Source organism: Streptosporangium sp. NPDC053982, from assembly GCF_055585205.1.
In genome coordinates, this window is the sequence record NZ_JBVJKQ010000011.1 from 161,611 (window position 1) to 175,811 (window position 14,201).

Here is a 14,201-nt window from a genome sequence, read left to right on the forward strand (position 1 = left end):
CAGCCTCCGCCGTCAGAGTCGCTCGACGCGTTCACCCTCGGCGAGCACGCCTCGGGTGTCGAGCACGAGCCGGCCGTGGTCCTCGATGGTCGTGAGGTCGAAGGCGGCGTGCTGCTGCAGCAGCAGCGTCACGTCGGCCTCGGCGACCGCCCGGTGCAGGTCCTCCTCGCGCGGCACCTCGACGCCGTCCACCCGCCATTCCCTCACGTGGGGGTCGGCGAAGACCAGGTCGGCGCCGAGCTCCAGCAGGGCCCGCGCGACCGGCAGGGCCGGGGTCTCCCGCTCGTCGGCGATGTCGGGCTTGTAGGTGACGCCGAGCAGCAGCACCTTCGCGCCGTTGACGGCCTTCCTGTGCCGGTTGAGCAGCCGCTGCACGCGGGCGACCACATACGACGGCATCCGCTCGTTGATCTCCTGGGCCAGCTCCACGAACCGGAACGGGTAGCCCAGCTTGCGGACCGTGTACGACAGGTACGACGGGTCCACCGGGATGCAGTGGCCGCCGACGCCCGGACCGGGCAGGAACTTCTGGAAGCCGAACGGCTTGGTGGCCGCGGCCTCGATGGACTCCCAGAGGTTGACCCCCAGCTCGTCGCAGAAGATCGCCATCTCGTTGACGAGGGCGATGTTGACGTGCCGGTAGGTGTTCTCCAGGAGCTTGGCCATCTCGGCCTCGCGGGTGCCGCTGACCGGCACGACCTGCTCGACGAACTGGGAGTAGAACCCGACCGCTCGGTCGCGGCAGGCGGCCGTGTAGCCGCCGACGACCTTGGGGGTGTTGCGCAGGCCGTACTTGGGGTTGCCCGGGTCGATGCGCTCGGGCGAGAAGGCGAGGTGGAAGCCGGTGCCCGCGGCGAGGCCGGAGGCCTCCAGGATCGGGCGGGCGACCTCGTCGGTGGTGCCGGGCCAGGTGGTGGACTCCAGGACGACCAGGGTGCCGGCGGAGAGGTTGCGGGCGACCGTGGCGGTGGCGCCCTCGACCGCGGACAGGTCCGGGCGGTGGTCCTCGTCCAGCGGGGTGGGCACGCAGATGACGATGGTGCGGCTCGCGGCCAGCACCGACTCGTCGAGGGTGGCGCGGAACCCGCCGGCCAGCATGTGGTCGAGGTCGGCGTCGGTGAGGTCGTCGATGTAGGAGCGGCCCGCGTTCAGCGCCTCGACCTTGGCGGGGTCGACCTCGAAGCCGACGACCCGCAGGCCCGCCGCCGCGGCCTCCTTGGCCAGGGGCATGCCGACATACCCGAGACCGATGACGGCCAGGTCGTAGACACCCACGTCATGGGCCTCCTCGGCCACGCCCGCGAGGTCGCCCCGCCCGTCGGCGTGCTCGCTTCGCTCGCTCACGGCGCGACCCTGGAATGCCGGAAACAACACTTCATGGTGGCAAAGGCTATCTCAAGTCGGCACGAGGCACGTCTAATGCGACTGAACGCCTCGTAAACAGCTGGTCATCCAGCTCACGGGGGGCGGTCATCGGTCGGTGAGGGATCGGTAGATCTCGCGGTAGGTCTCCGCGACCCGGCTCCACGTGCGCTTCGCCGCCACCTCGGCCCGTCCCGCCTCGCCCATCGCGGCACGCCGTTCGGGGTCCTCGCGCAGCGCGGCGAGCGCGTCGGCGAGCGCCTCGGGATCGCCCGGCGGGACCAGGAGGCCGGCGCCGTCGGTGCCCACCAGCTCCGACAGCGCGGGCAGGTCGCTCAGCACGACCGGTTTGCCCAGCGCCATCGCCTCGACCGGCTTCAGCGGCGTGACCAGCCGGCAGACCCGCAGATCCTCGCGGGGGCAGACGAAGATGTCGATGGCCGCCTGAGCCTGAAGCGCCTCGTCCGGGCCGACCCGGCCGGGCAGGATCGCGATGTCCTGCAACCCCAGTTCCTCGACCTGCTCCAGCAGCTCGGGCCGGGCGGCGCCGTCGCCGACGAGCAGGACCTTGATCGGGGCGCCCCGGTCGCGCAGCAGCGCGGCGGCGCTGATCATCGTGCCGAAGCCCTCGTAGCCCACGATGCTCGACACCGAGCCCATGATGATCTCGCCGGGCTCGATGCCGTAGGAGGCGCGGAAGGCCGGGCCGTCGTAGGAGGCGGTGAGCAGGGAGTCGTCCACCGCGTTGGGCGCGAGGTAGATCCGCTCCCGCGGCACGCCCCGCTCGGCGATCTCGGTGGCCATGGTCTCGGCGAGGGTGACCACGGCGTCGGCCGAGCGCATGATGAACGCCTCGCGCTCGCGCTGCAGCACCTGCCGCTGGCTGCCGACCCGCTTGGGGTCGCGCGAGGCCCAGGTCTCCTCCAGGAAGCCGCGGACCTCGTAGACCAGGGGCGTGCCGGTCCGCTCGCGGGCGGCCAGCGCCACCGAGCCGTTGCGGTGGTCGGTCGCGGCGTGCAGCACCTGCGGGCGCAGCGTCCTGACCAGCTCGGTCACCTCGCCGGCGCCGCGGATCATCCGGCCGTGGCTCTCGAACGGCACCTCGCCGCCGTCGGGCAGCAGCCGGTGGTAGGGGATCCCGTCGATCTCCTCGTACGGCTCGGCGTCGGCGTGGCCCTGCATCATCGGCCAGCCCCAGCTCGTCACGACGTGCGGGTCGAGCCCGGCGGCCTTCTGCGCGGTGACGATGCGGTGGGTCCGCACGGTGTAGCCCGCCTGCGTGTACGGCAGGGCGTTGGTGACGCAGTGCAGCACCCGCCCCGGGACGCGCTCGCCCACGATCACCTTGGGCTTGGGCGGGATCGGGTTCGGCTGGATGGCGGCCAGCTCGCCCGCGTAGTACGTGGCCCTGCGGTTGATGAAGGGGTACTTGACGTACGGCTGCAGCACCGCGACGGCGTCGGTCATCCGGCCGGAGTCGAAGTGCTCCTTGGCGTCGTTCCAGGGGCCCTTGAGCACGCGCATGCCGAGCTTGCGGAACACGAACCTCGCGCGGCGCGCGGCGGGCCAGGCGACCTTGCCCACGACGGGGCGCAGCTTCGGCGGCAGGGTCTCCGCCGCGGCCTGGGCCACCCGGACCGGGTCGGACTTCACCTTGGCCGCGACGACGCGGGACACGATCACGGGGTGCTGGGCGAACCCCTTCAGCAGCCCGCCGAGACCGGCTCGGGCCGTCCTCGCGGATACCTTGGGGGACTCTGGCCTGCTGGCGTCGGATACCACGCCGTGACCGTACCATAGGCAACGTTTGACCTACTCCCGGATGAAAGGCGAGGTCAGTGAGGGACTATGCCCCCACGGAGACGGCTCCGGCCCCCGAGGACCCGCTCGTCCTGCACGTGCTCGGCGCGCGGCCCAACTTCGTCAAGGCCGCCCCGGTCGTGCGGGCGCTCGCGGGTCTGGGTGTGCGCCAGGGCATCGTCCACACCGGCCAGCACTACGACGCCCTGATGTCGGACGTGTTCTTCGCCGACCTCGGCCTGCCCGAGCCGATCGCCAACCTCGGCGTCGGGTCCGGCTCGCACGCCCGCCAGACCGCGGCCCTGCTGACCGGCCTGGAGGAGGTGGTGCTGGCGCACCGCCCGGCGCTGGTCGTCGTCTACGGCGACGTGAACTCCACGCTCGCGGCGATCCTCGTCTGCGCCAAGCTGCACGTCCCGACCGCGCACGTCGAGGCGGGCCTGCGCTCCTTCGACCGGGGGATGCCCGAGGAGGTCAACCGGGTCGTCACCGACGCGCTGTCCGACATCCTCTTCGCCACCTCGCCCGACGCGCTCTCCCACCTGTCGAACGAGGGCGTGGACCCCGCCCGGGTGCATCTCGTCGGCAACCCGATGATCGACAGCCTGTTCTCCGCGCTGGACCGGCTCGACCCGGCCCCGGTCCGCTCCCGCCTCGGGCTGGGCGAGCGGTACGCGGTGGCGACCCTGCACCGCCCGGCCAACGTCGACGACCCGGCCGCGGCCAAGGAGCTGGTCGACGCCGTGCTGGCGGTGAGCGAGCGGCTGCCGGTCGTGGTGCCGCTGCACCCGCGCGGCCGGACCCGCCTGGCCGAGGCCGGCCTGGTGGACGGCGAGCGGCTGTCCATCGTCGACCCGCTGGGGTACGTCGACTTCCTGTCGCTGGTGCGCGGGGCGGCCCTGGTCGTCACCGACTCCGGCGGCGTGCAGGAGGAGACCACCATGCTGGGCGTGCCCTGCCTGACCGTGCGGCCCAACACCGAGCGGCCGGTCACCGTCACGCACGGCACCAACCGCCTGGTCACCCCGGCGCAGCTTCCCGCCGCCGCGGACCGGGCCCTGGCCGCCGGCGCCGCGACGCCGTCGGGCGAGCTGCCGCCCCTCTGGGACGGCAAGGCCGGTCCCCGGATCGCCCGGGTGATCGAGGCGTGGCTCGGCGGGCGGAACCTGTCCCCGGCGGCGCAGAACGAACCGCGCGACGCGCTGTGACGGGTGCGGGTCGTACGGCTTCTCGGTATGCCGTGACGGGCCGTGCGGGCCGTGCCCTACGGTGCCGTGCCGGGCAGGCCGTACGCCGCGAATCTCCACAAAACGCCCGTTTGATCACGGCGTAAGCCGTACGCTGGCACGACCCCGGACGAAGGCGACCGACCCATGAGTGAGCAGACCCCCGAAGAGCCGAAGTACCAGCGTCTCGGACCGGTCAACTGGCTGCCCGAGGAGCGCAAGGTCATCGAGCGCTACGAAGAGCGCGTCCAGGACCTGGAGCGGCGGCTGGCCATCGCCGAGGCCCGCGCCGAGTACGCCCAGTGGAAGCTGGAGTCGACGAAGGTCCAGCGCCCCTACCGGGTGGCCGAGGCGCTGACCGGGTCCCGCGGGGCCGGGGTGGTGGGTCTGCCGGGCAAGCTGCGCGGCGCGATGCGGCCCGGCCGCGCGCCCAAGGCGCCCCGTCCGGTGTCCGAGGTGATCGAGGAGGTCTCCAACCGGGGACCCGTCGTGGACGTGCCGCAGGTGAAGTGGCCGGCCGGACCGGTGAACCGGCCCGACCTCAAGGTCGCGGTCATCCTCGACGACTTCTCCCGCATGGCGTTCAAGTACGAGTGGGACCAGATCGAGTTCGGGCTTCGCGACTGGCCGGAGATCTTCGCCGAGCGGCGGCCGGACATCCTGTTCGCCGAGTCGGCCTGGCACGGCAACCAGGGCCGCTGGCGCTACCAGATGACCGGGACCAACGCCCCCAAGCCGGAGCTGCGCGCGCTGGTCGAGTGGTGCCGCGCCGAGGGAATCCCGACGGTCTTCTGGAACAAGGAGGACCCGCCGAACTTCGACTTCTTCATCGACACGGCCAAGCTGTTCGACTACGTCTTCACCTGCGACGGCGACATGGTGCCGCGCTACCGCAAGGTGCTCGGGCACGACCGGGTCGACGTCCTGCAGTTCGCGGCCCAGCCCCGGGTGCACAACCCGATCCAGGAGAAGCAGGGCCGCATCCACGACGTGGTCTTCGCGGGCATGTACTTCCGCGACAAGCACCCCGAGCGCCGCGAGCAGATGGAGACGGTCCTCGACCCGATCCGCGAGCTGGGCCTGCACATCTTCGCCCGCAACGGCACGGTGGACGAGAAGTACGCCTGGCCGGAGAAGTACGTCCCGCACATCGTGGGCGAGCTGCCCTACGACCGGATGCTCGCCGCGTACAAGATGTACAAGGTCTTCCTCAACGTGAACTCGGTGCTGCACTCGCCGACCATGTGCGCCCGGCGGGTCTTCGAGCTGTCGGCCTGCTCCACCCCGGTGGTCTCCGGCTGGTCCCGGGCCATCGAGGAGACCTTCGGCGACCTCGTCCCCATCGCCCACGACGAGCTGGAGTCCTACAACAACGTCCTGCACCTGGTCAACAGCCCCGAGCTGCGCGCCCGCCGGGGGCACCTGGCCATGCGCGAGGTCTTCGACAAGCACCTGTTCACCCACCGGGTGGACCAGATCCTGGGCTTCCTCGGCCGGCCCGTGCAGCCCCGGACGCGGTCCGTCTCGGTGGTGCTGCCGACCAACCGGGCCTCGCAGCTCGAACACGCCATCTCCTCGGTGGCCCGGCAGATCCACCGCCCGGTCCAGCTCGTCATGGTGCTGCACGGCCTGGACATCGACCCGGTCGTGGTCGCCGACAAGGCCCGCATGGCGGGGGTCTCCGACGTCGTGGTGCTGGCCGCCGACGCGTCGATGTCGCTGGGCGCCTGCATGAACATGGGCATCGCCGCGGCCGAGGGCGAACTGATCGCCAAGATGGACGACGACAACCTGTACGGCGAGCACTACCTGTCGGACCTCGTCCGCGCCTTCGACTACTCCGACGCCGAACTGGTCGGCAAGGGCGCCCACTACGCCTACTTCGAGTCCACCAACACCACGATGCTGCGCATGCCGGGCCTGGAGCACCGCTACGCCTGGCTGGTGCAGGGCGGCACCTTCCTCGGCAAGGCCGAGATGTTCCGCCACTACGGCTTCGAGGACGTCACCCGGGGCGAGGACACCCGGCTGGTGAAGCGGCTGAAGGAGGACCGGGTCAAGATCTACTCCACCGACCGGTTCAACTTCGTCTACTGGCGCAGCGGCGACCCGGCGATGCACACCTGGCAGCCCGACGACCACAAGCTCACCCGCGGCGCCCAGTTCTCCTTCGTCGGCCGCCCCGACGACCACGTGATGATCTGACCCCGGCCGCCCGAGCGCCACGCACCGGCCAGGTATCCCCCGCACCGGCATTCCAGATCCTGTACACGTCCACCAGGCCGTCTGGTGACACGGGGAGGCCGTCCGCGCGGAATCCGGGCAGTGAGGACTGAGTGCGCCTCTGTATCACGGTGAGCCCATGTATCAAATCCTACCCATGGGACCCCTGCATGGGTAGGATTTGATACATGGGGCCTCCGGTGGACTCTCGGCTCGCGGCACGCATGGCCGAGATTCCTCCGACGTTCACGGCGGCGCAGGCCAGAAGCGCGACCATCTCACCACGCGATCTGTCTCTTCTCTCCTCAGCCGGGGATATAGATGAAATCTCGCGAGGCGTCTACCGGCGGGCCGACGCCCCTGAGACCGCACACCTCGACCTGCTCGCCGTCTGCCTGAGAGCTCCACGGGCCGTTGTATGTGGCGAGTCCGCCCTCGCGATCCACGAACTGATCGACGACATCCCGTCGAGCGTCCATATCGCGATCCCCCGAGGCACACATCGCCCATCGATCTCCTACCCCCCGACCACGGTCAGCCAGTACGCGGCCGAGACCTTCCTCCTCTCCGTCGAGGAGTTCGAGGCGGCACCGGGAGAAACGGTGCCCGTGTACGGTGCCGCACGCGCTGTCGTCGATGCGATGCGTCACCGCAGGCGATTCGGTGAATCGCTGGCGCTGGCGGCCCTCGGCCGCTATCTTCGCCGCGAAGGGCCCGGCGGAGTCCGTGACCTCCAAGAAATCGCCAATGACCTCGGCGCACTGTCGATCATTCGTCCCGCTATCGAGGCGGTGCTGGCCTGATGCCGAACCCCACCCGTGACACCACGGCTGGTCGTATCTACAACGACCTGCGTAACCTGGCTCGTCGCACCGGGCGGTCCACCGATGAGGTCATGATCGAGTACCTGCTCGAACGCTTCCTCTACCGAGTCAGCCTCTCCCGTCCGGTGGACGACACTTCGTCCTCAAAGGCGGCCTTCTGCTCGCTCAGTTCGGCGCACGCCGCATGACCCGTGACATCGACATCCTGGGATGTGCGTTCCGCAACGACGAAGCCGAGATCATGCAGAGAATCGCGACCATCGCCGCCACCGAAGTGGACGACGGTGTCGAGTTCGATCCCGGCTCCCTCAAGACCGTCCCGATGCGAGCGGACGAGAAATACAACGGATTGCGCCTGACAATGACCGCGGCGATCGCCCGGGCGCGCCTCAAGCTGCAGCTCGACGTCAGCTTCGGGGATCCGGTCACGCCGAATCCTCAGATCATCCACTATCCGCAGCAGCTCTCCGCGGAGAGATTTCAGATCTTCGGTTATCCCTTGGCCACGGTCATCGCGGAAAAGCTTTCCACCGCCATCTCGCTCGGCGACCTCAATACCAGGGAACGCGACTACGCCGACCTTTACCGCCTCGTCACCCTCCACGAACTCGACGGCGGCGAACTCACCACGGCGTTGACGGCGACCGCCGAGCACCGCGGCATTCCACTGCGATCGCTCACATCGTCGATCACCGATCTCGGGAAACGCCGCCAGTCACCCTACGCCGCTTGGCGACGTCGGCAAGGGGTGGCGGCGAAGGGCTACCCGGACCTCTTCTCCGACGTCGTGTCGATCGTCACGGCCTTCGCGGATCCTCTCCTCATCGGTGATGCGGCGGTCCTGACCTGGCATCCCGAGTCGAATGCCTGGTCGTGAACACCGAGTGACCCTTCAGGGGATCGACCGGGCTCGGCGGGGAGCGGTTCAGTGGCAGAGCCCGGATCTGTCACATCTCCGTGGGCACCGTGGAGCGTCCTCGGAGCCGGACGGTCCGCAGGGCGCTTCCCCAGGCGATGAGCTGGTCCAGCATGAGGGTGACCGCGTCCTCCTGGCGGGCGGCCGGTTTGAAGACGCTGAAGTGCTCGAAGTCGGCGGCCAGCGTGAGGGAGACCTGTGCGCTCACGTCGGCGACCTGCAGTTCGCCCATGACCAGGCGCAGGTGCTCCACCGCCCGGATCCCGCCGAAGACGCCGTAGCCGACGAACCCCGCCGCCTTGTTGTGCCACTCGGCGTACAGGAAGTCGATGGCGTTCTTCAACGCGCCGGGGATCGAGCGGTTGTACTCGGGCGTGACGAATACATATGCGTCGAACTCGGAGATCTTGGCGGCCCACCGCCTGGTGTGCGGCAGGCCGTACCGCCCCATCGCCGCCGGTGACGCCTCGTCCAGGTGCGGCAGGCCGAACTCCTTGAGGTCCACGAGTTCGAACCGGGCGTCGCCGCGCTTGGCCGCGAGGTCGTGGACCCACCGGGCCACGGCCTCTCCGTTGCCTCCCGGGCGTGTGCTTCCGGCGATGATCGCTACGTTCATCACGGCTTCCTTCTCATTTCGGTGAATGGTCACGGACGGGTGGTCGCCGCGTCAGGGCAGGTCGCTGTCGCCGCCCAGATTCTCGATCATCCGGCGCAGGACATTCAGAGTGACCGCGTACTCCTCCGGGGAGACGCCGTCGTGCGTCCGCTCGTGTGCGCGCAGGGCGCGTTCCTGCGCTCGCGCACGCCCGGCCCGTCCCTCCTCGGTGAGGGTCAGCACGCCTGACTCCTCGGCCAGCCACCCCCGGTCCAGCAGGTCGTCGTAGACGCCGTCGAAATCGGTCCCCTGGTCGTCGAAGGACGCCAGCCGCTCGGTGAGCCGGGCCCGGGTCCACTCCCCGGGGGCCTTCTCGACGTGGTTGAGGATCCACCAGGCCGGCTGGTTGAGCCGCTCGACCGCCAGATCCGCCCTGATGCGCCCGACCACGGTGCGATACGCCTCGCCGCTCCAGTAGCCGATGGGCTGCGCGGTGAGTTCGTCCAGCGTGTATTCCCTCATGACAGGGCTCTTCCTCCTCGACGGGACAGGCGGAGATCACGCTAAAATCTCAACGATGCTTGAGGTCAAGCCGGAGCCGCGACGGAGTCCGCGCCGGGGACGGTGACCTCGCGACGCGCATCCGGAGGTCCAACGGTCACCCGCCTGCCCGCGGCCTCGGACGAGGCCGCGCTCGCCGCCGTGCGGGAGGCCCCGGCGCGCCGAGGACGCCGGGCTCGCCGCCGTGTGAAGGCCTGGCGCGCCGAGGACGCCGCCGGCGGGCGGCGATGAGTTCCGGGCTCCCCCGCGGTCGGTATGGCGGCACATCCGCATCCCGCGGATGTGAACGACCTCCGGGAGTTCTGAATGAGCGCCGTCATCCTGCACGTCACCATGTCCCTGGACGGCTTCGCGGCCGGACCGGACGTCAGTCCCGAGAACCCGATGGGCGTGGGCGGCCTGCGCCTGCACGAGTGGGTCTTCGGGGCCGCGGACGACGAGGTCGACTCCAAGGTGATCAAGGAGCTGTCCGCCGCCACGGGGGCGGTGGTGCTGGGCCGGCGGACGTTCGACGTCGGCATCGACGTCTGGGGCGACACCCCCTTCCCCGCAGCCTGCTTCGTCGTGACGCACCGGCCCCAGGACGACCTGGCGATGCGGAGCGGGACCTTCGCCTTCGTCGGCGACGGGGTCGAGAGCGCGATCCGGCGGGCCCGCGCGGCGGCGGGCGGCCGGAACGTCAACCTCATGGGCGTCGACGTCGCCCGGCAGGCCCTCTCGGCCGGCCTGCTCGACGAGATCCACCTGCAGGTCGCGCCGGTGCTGCTGGGCCGTGGGCGGCGACTGTTCGAGGAGATCGGCGCCGGTCCTGTCGAGCTGGAGCGCACGGCGGTCGCCGCGTCGTCGCGCGTGACGCACCTGCGTTTCCGCGTCGTACGGTGACCTTTGCTGGGAGGCGGGACCTGAAACCACCGCGCGGTGACCAGCCGTGGGAGGCGGAACCAGGCACCCCACCTGCAACCACCGCACGATGACCGGACGGTGGGAGGCGGAACCAGGCACCTCGCCTCCCACCGTCCGGCCCGCGACGCCCACGGTTCGACCCTCCTTCCGGAAGGGCGGGACCACCGGCAGACTGTGGAATGAAGCATTCCGTTCTGCTATAGTTGGAACAGAACGATCCGCTCCGCAGAGCGGGTCGGTGAACCGCGAGAGAGGCACGCCGGCATGACGAGCACCGAGATCCGCCGCTTCCACATCGACGTCCCGCAGGCCGACCTCGACGACCTCCGCGACCGGCTCCGCCGTACCCGCTGGAGCGGCGAGATCCCCGGCGCGGGCTGGAGCCGGGGCGTGCCGGTGGACTACCTGAAGGGGCTCGCCGGCCACTGGGCGGACGGCTACGACTGGCGCGCCGCCGAGGCGAGGCTGAACGAGCTCCCGCAGTTCACCACCGAGGTCGACGGCCAGACCATCCACTTCGCCCACGTCCGGTCCGACGCCGCCGACGCGCTCCCGCTGCTGCTCCTGCACGACTGGCCGGGATCCTTCACCCAGTTCACCGAGGTCGTCGAACCGCTGACCAAGGACTTCCACCTCGTCATCGCCTCGACCCCCGGCGTCGGCTTCGGCGGGCCGCTCACCGCCCCCGGCTGGAACACCGGGAAGATCGCGAGCGCGTTCACCGAGGTGATGGACCGTCTCGGCTACGACCGCTACGGCGTGCAGGGCGGCGGCGGGGGCGCCTGGATCGCCGCCGAGATGGGCCGCCAGGCCCCCGGGCGCGTCGTCGGGATCCACCTGAACGGGCTGGTCACCTTCCCCTCCGAGGACCCCGCCGACTTCGCCGGCCTGACCGGGGACGAGCAGGAGCGCCTGGCCCGGCTGCAGAACTTCCGCGACGACATGATGGGGTTCAACGTCATCCAGTCCACCCGCCCGCAGACCCTCGCGTACGGCCTGCACGACTCCCCCGTCGGGCAGCTCGCCTGGATCACCGAGAAGTTCAAGGAGTGGACGGACGCGGCGGCCGAGCTGCCCGAGGACGCCGTGGGCCGCGACGCCCTGCTGACGAACGTCAGCGTCTACTGGTTCACCGGCACCGCCGGCTCCTCGGCGAACCTCTACTACGAGATGGCCCACGACCCGGCGGCCTGGGCGCCCAAGGGTCGCGGCACCGTCCCCACGGCCGTCGCCCTCGCCCGCACCACCGACATCACGATCCGCCGGTTCGCCGAGCGCGACCACAACGTCACCCGGTGGACCGAGTTCGAGCGCGGCGGCAACTTCCTGTCCCTGGAGCAGCCGGAGGCGCTGGCCGGCGACGTCCGGGAGTTCTTCTCCGACCTGCGCTGACCGGGCGGCGAACGTCCCGGTGCCCGGCCCTCCCGGCCGGGCGGTGAGCGCCCCGGTGCCCGGCCCTCCCGGCCGGGCACCGGGGCGCCGGCGTTCCGGGCCTCATCGGGACACCCGTCCCGGACGAACCCACGGCGAGGTCAACTAGGCTGGGACCACCGATCCGGAGTTCGCCGCCGATGTCGTCTGTTCGACGTTCGTCCGGCGCGCGGCCGGGCATGTCATGGGAAACGCACCCTGACCCGCCCGTCACCGCCGGATCGGCGGCGCCGGTCCCTTGAGGTGGGACCGGCCGACGGGTCCACCGGCGTTCGCGCCCGGCCGCTCACGACGGCCGCCGTCCGGGGAGGCGCGCCGTGACAGACCGGTGAAACCGGTGGTCCGGCGGCGCCCCGAAGACGGAGCATGCGGTCACGGGGTGGAACTTGTCGTCACCGTGAGCCCGTGCGCGTCCGTCCAGGAGTGAGGAAACCCGAAGCATGACCACCCCGAACACCGCCCCCGCGTCCGACGACGCCGCCGTCCCGTCCGACGCCTCCGTGCCCGGCGCCTCCGCGACCGACGGCGTCGCGACCGGTTTCGCCGATCTGGAGCTGCGGCCCGAGATCCTGCGCGCGCTCTCCGGCCTGGGCTACGAGGAGCCCACGCCGATCCAGCGGGAGGCGATCCCGCCGCTGATGGAGGGCCGCGACCTGCTCGGCCAGGCCGCGACGGGCACCGGTAAGACGGCGGCCTTCGCGCTCCCCGTGCTCCAGAGCCTCGACCCCGAGGCCGAGAGGGAGGACCCGACGGCGCTGGTGCTGGTGCCCACCCGGGAGCTGGCCGTACAGGTGTCGGAGGCGTTCCACCACTACGGCCGTGAGCTGGGCGCCCGCGTCCTGCCGATCTACGGCGGGCAGCCGATCGGGCGGCAGCTCCGCGCGCTCGACCGCGGGGTCGACGTCGTGATCGCCACGCCCGGACGCGCGCTCGACCACATCGGCCGCGGCACGCTCCGGCTGTCGAACCTGCGCATGGTCGTGCTGGACGAGGCCGACGAGATGCTCGACATGGGTTTCGCCGAGGACATCGAGGCGATCCTCCAGGAGACCCCCGAGAACCGCCAGACGGTGCTCTTCTCCGCCACGATGCCGCCGCGCATCAACGGCATCGCCCGCCGCCACCTGCAGGACCCGGTCCGGATCGAGATCGGGCGGGAGGCGCCCGCGCCGGGTGAGTCCCCGCTGGTGCGGCAGACCGCCTACGTGGTCCCCCGGGCGCACAAGCCCGCGGCGCTCGGCCGCCTGCTGGACGTGGAGTCGCCCACCGCCGCGATCGTCTTCTGCCGTACCCGCGACGAGGTGGACCAGCTCACCGAGACCCTGAACGGCCGCGGCTACCGCGCCGAGGCCCTGCACGGCGGGATGGGCCAGGAGCAGCGCGACCGCGTCATGGGACGGCTGCGCAGCGGCACGGCCGACCTGCTGGTGGCGACCGACGTGGCCGCGCGCGGCCTCGACATCGAGCAGCTCACCCACGTGGTGAACTACGACGTGCCCTCCGCGCCCGAGGCGTACGTGCACCGGATCGGCCGGGTCGGCCGGGCCGGCCGCGAGGGCGTGGCCATCACCCTCGCCGAGCCGCGCGAGCACCGGATGCTCAAGACCATCGAGCGGGTGACCAAGCGCCGGATCCCGGTCGAGAAGGTGCCGACCGTGGCGGACCTGCGCGCCCGGCAGCTGGAGATGACGCGCGCCGCGCTGCACGAGAGCCTGCTGGAGGACGACTTCGACCGCTTCCGCGTCGTGGTCGAGACCCTCACCGACGAGTTCGACATCATGGAGGTGGCCCTCGCCGCGGTGAAGCTGGCGCACGAGGCCAGCGGGGCCGCCGCCGACGAGGAGGAGATCCCCGAGGTCACCCTCCGGGCCACCGAGGGCCGGGGCCGCCGCGACGGAACGGGCCGCGACGGCGGGCGGGACGGTGGCCGGGACGGCGGGCGCGAGCCTCGCCGCGGGCCGCGGGCCGCGACGGGCGGGATGACCCGCCTGTTCGTCGGCGCCGGGCGCAGCGCCGGCGTCCGGCCCCAGGACCTGGTCGGTGCGATCGCCGGTGAGACGGGCCTCAGCGGACGGGACATCGGGGCGATCGAGATCTTCGACCGCTTCTCCCTGGTGGAGGTCCCCGACCCGGCGGCCGAGCAGGTGATCGCGGGCCTGCGGGGAAGCACCATCAAGGGCCGCCGGGCGACGGTCCGCCGCGAGCGCTACTAGGTCCCCGTTCTCCGGCCTCCGGGCCCGGGTGCGGGCCCGCGCCCCGGCACCCGGGCCGGGGCGGTGCCGGCGGTCTCGTCGGCACCGCCCTGGTCCCGGCCCGGCAGTGGACGCCCGGCCCTCGCGTCGCCTCGGCCCCGCCGAACA

At 71.2% G+C, this 14,201-nt stretch carries 12 protein-coding genes; 8 read left to right on the forward strand and 4 right to left on the reverse strand.

Annotation, left to right across the window (positions count from 1 at the left end; genetic code table 11):
* Nucleotides 1-12 precede the first annotated feature (12 nt).
* Entirely contained in the window at nt 13-1,230 is a 1,218-nt protein-coding gene (locus ACZ6W9_RS21400) for a nucleotide sugar dehydrogenase (protein ID WP_389967141.1), read from the reverse strand.
* Between the two features lie 240 nt (nt 1,231-1,470).
* The gene (locus ACZ6W9_RS21405; protein ID WP_470119217.1) at nt 1,471-3,144 is read right to left on the reverse strand and encodes a glycosyltransferase family 4 protein; all 1,674 of its coding nucleotides are present in this window, start codon (nt 3,142-3,144) and stop codon (nt 1,471-1,473) included.
* 56 nt (nt 3,145-3,200) lie between these two features.
* Between ACZ6W9_RS21405 and wecB the strand changes: the two genes are divergently transcribed.
* From wecB to ACZ6W9_RS21430, 5 genes are all read left to right on the forward strand, one after another.
* Nucleotides 3,201-4,370, forward strand: coding sequence for a non-hydrolyzing UDP-N-acetylglucosamine 2-epimerase (gene wecB, locus ACZ6W9_RS21410; protein WP_362939826.1), 1,170 nt, complete (start codon nt 3,201-3,203; stop codon nt 4,368-4,370).
* Nucleotides 4,371-4,535: 165 nt separating this feature from the next.
* Complete coding sequence (locus ACZ6W9_RS21415; RefSeq protein WP_389966889.1) at nt 4,536-6,593, forward strand: glycosyltransferase family protein; 2,058 nt, start codon at nt 4,536-4,538, stop codon at nt 6,591-6,593.
* A 206-nt stretch (nt 6,594-6,799) separates the two neighbouring features.
* On the forward strand, nt 6,800-7,414 hold the full coding sequence (locus ACZ6W9_RS21420) for a type IV toxin-antitoxin system AbiEi family antitoxin domain-containing protein (RefSeq protein WP_389966892.1): 615 nt from the start codon (nt 6,800-6,802) through the stop codon (nt 7,412-7,414).
* Nucleotides 7,414-7,623: a hypothetical protein gene (locus tag ACZ6W9_RS21425; RefSeq protein WP_470119220.1), complete on the forward strand. Its 210-nt coding sequence runs from the start codon at nt 7,414-7,416 to the stop codon at nt 7,621-7,623. Before ACZ6W9_RS21420 ends, ACZ6W9_RS21425 begins: the two co-directional genes overlap by 1 nt.
* Complete coding sequence (locus ACZ6W9_RS21430) at nt 7,593-8,312, forward strand: nucleotidyl transferase AbiEii/AbiGii toxin family protein (protein WP_389967144.1); 720 nt, start codon at nt 7,593-7,595, stop codon at nt 8,310-8,312. The genes ACZ6W9_RS21425 and ACZ6W9_RS21430 overlap by 31 nt, the downstream gene beginning before the upstream one ends.
* 70 nt (nt 8,313-8,382) lie before the next feature.
* On the opposite strand, the gene ACZ6W9_RS21435 is transcribed toward ACZ6W9_RS21430, so the two are convergent.
* Nucleotides 8,383-8,967 carry an NADPH-dependent FMN reductase gene (locus tag ACZ6W9_RS21435; RefSeq protein WP_389966897.1) on the reverse strand — a complete coding sequence of 195 codons (585 nt, stop codon included), beginning with the start codon at nt 8,965-8,967 and terminating at the stop codon, nt 8,383-8,385.
* Nucleotides 8,968-9,018: 51 nt separating this feature from the next.
* Nucleotides 9,019-9,468, reverse strand: coding sequence for a MarR family transcriptional regulator (locus ACZ6W9_RS21440; RefSeq protein ID WP_389966900.1), 450 nt, complete (start codon nt 9,466-9,468; stop codon nt 9,019-9,021).
* 345 nt (nt 9,469-9,813) lie between these two features.
* Between ACZ6W9_RS21440 and ACZ6W9_RS21445 the strand changes: the two genes are divergently transcribed.
* The 3 genes from ACZ6W9_RS21445 to ACZ6W9_RS21455 all read left to right on the forward strand — a co-directional run bounded on the left by ACZ6W9_RS21445 (nt 9,814) and on the right by ACZ6W9_RS21455 (nt 14,054).
* The gene (locus tag ACZ6W9_RS21445; RefSeq protein WP_389966903.1) at nt 9,814-10,389 is read left to right on the forward strand and encodes a dihydrofolate reductase family protein; all 576 of its coding nucleotides are present in this window, start codon (nt 9,814-9,816) and stop codon (nt 10,387-10,389) included.
* 285 nt (nt 10,390-10,674) lie between these two features.
* Entirely contained in the window at nt 10,675-11,802 is a 1,128-nt protein-coding gene (locus ACZ6W9_RS21450; RefSeq protein WP_389966906.1) for an epoxide hydrolase family protein, read from the forward strand.
* Nucleotides 11,803-12,281: 479 nt separating this feature from the next.
* Complete coding sequence (locus ACZ6W9_RS21455; protein WP_389966909.1) at nt 12,282-14,054, forward strand: DEAD/DEAH box helicase; 1,773 nt, start codon at nt 12,282-12,284, stop codon at nt 14,052-14,054.
* Nucleotides 14,055-14,201: the final 147 nt, after the last annotated feature.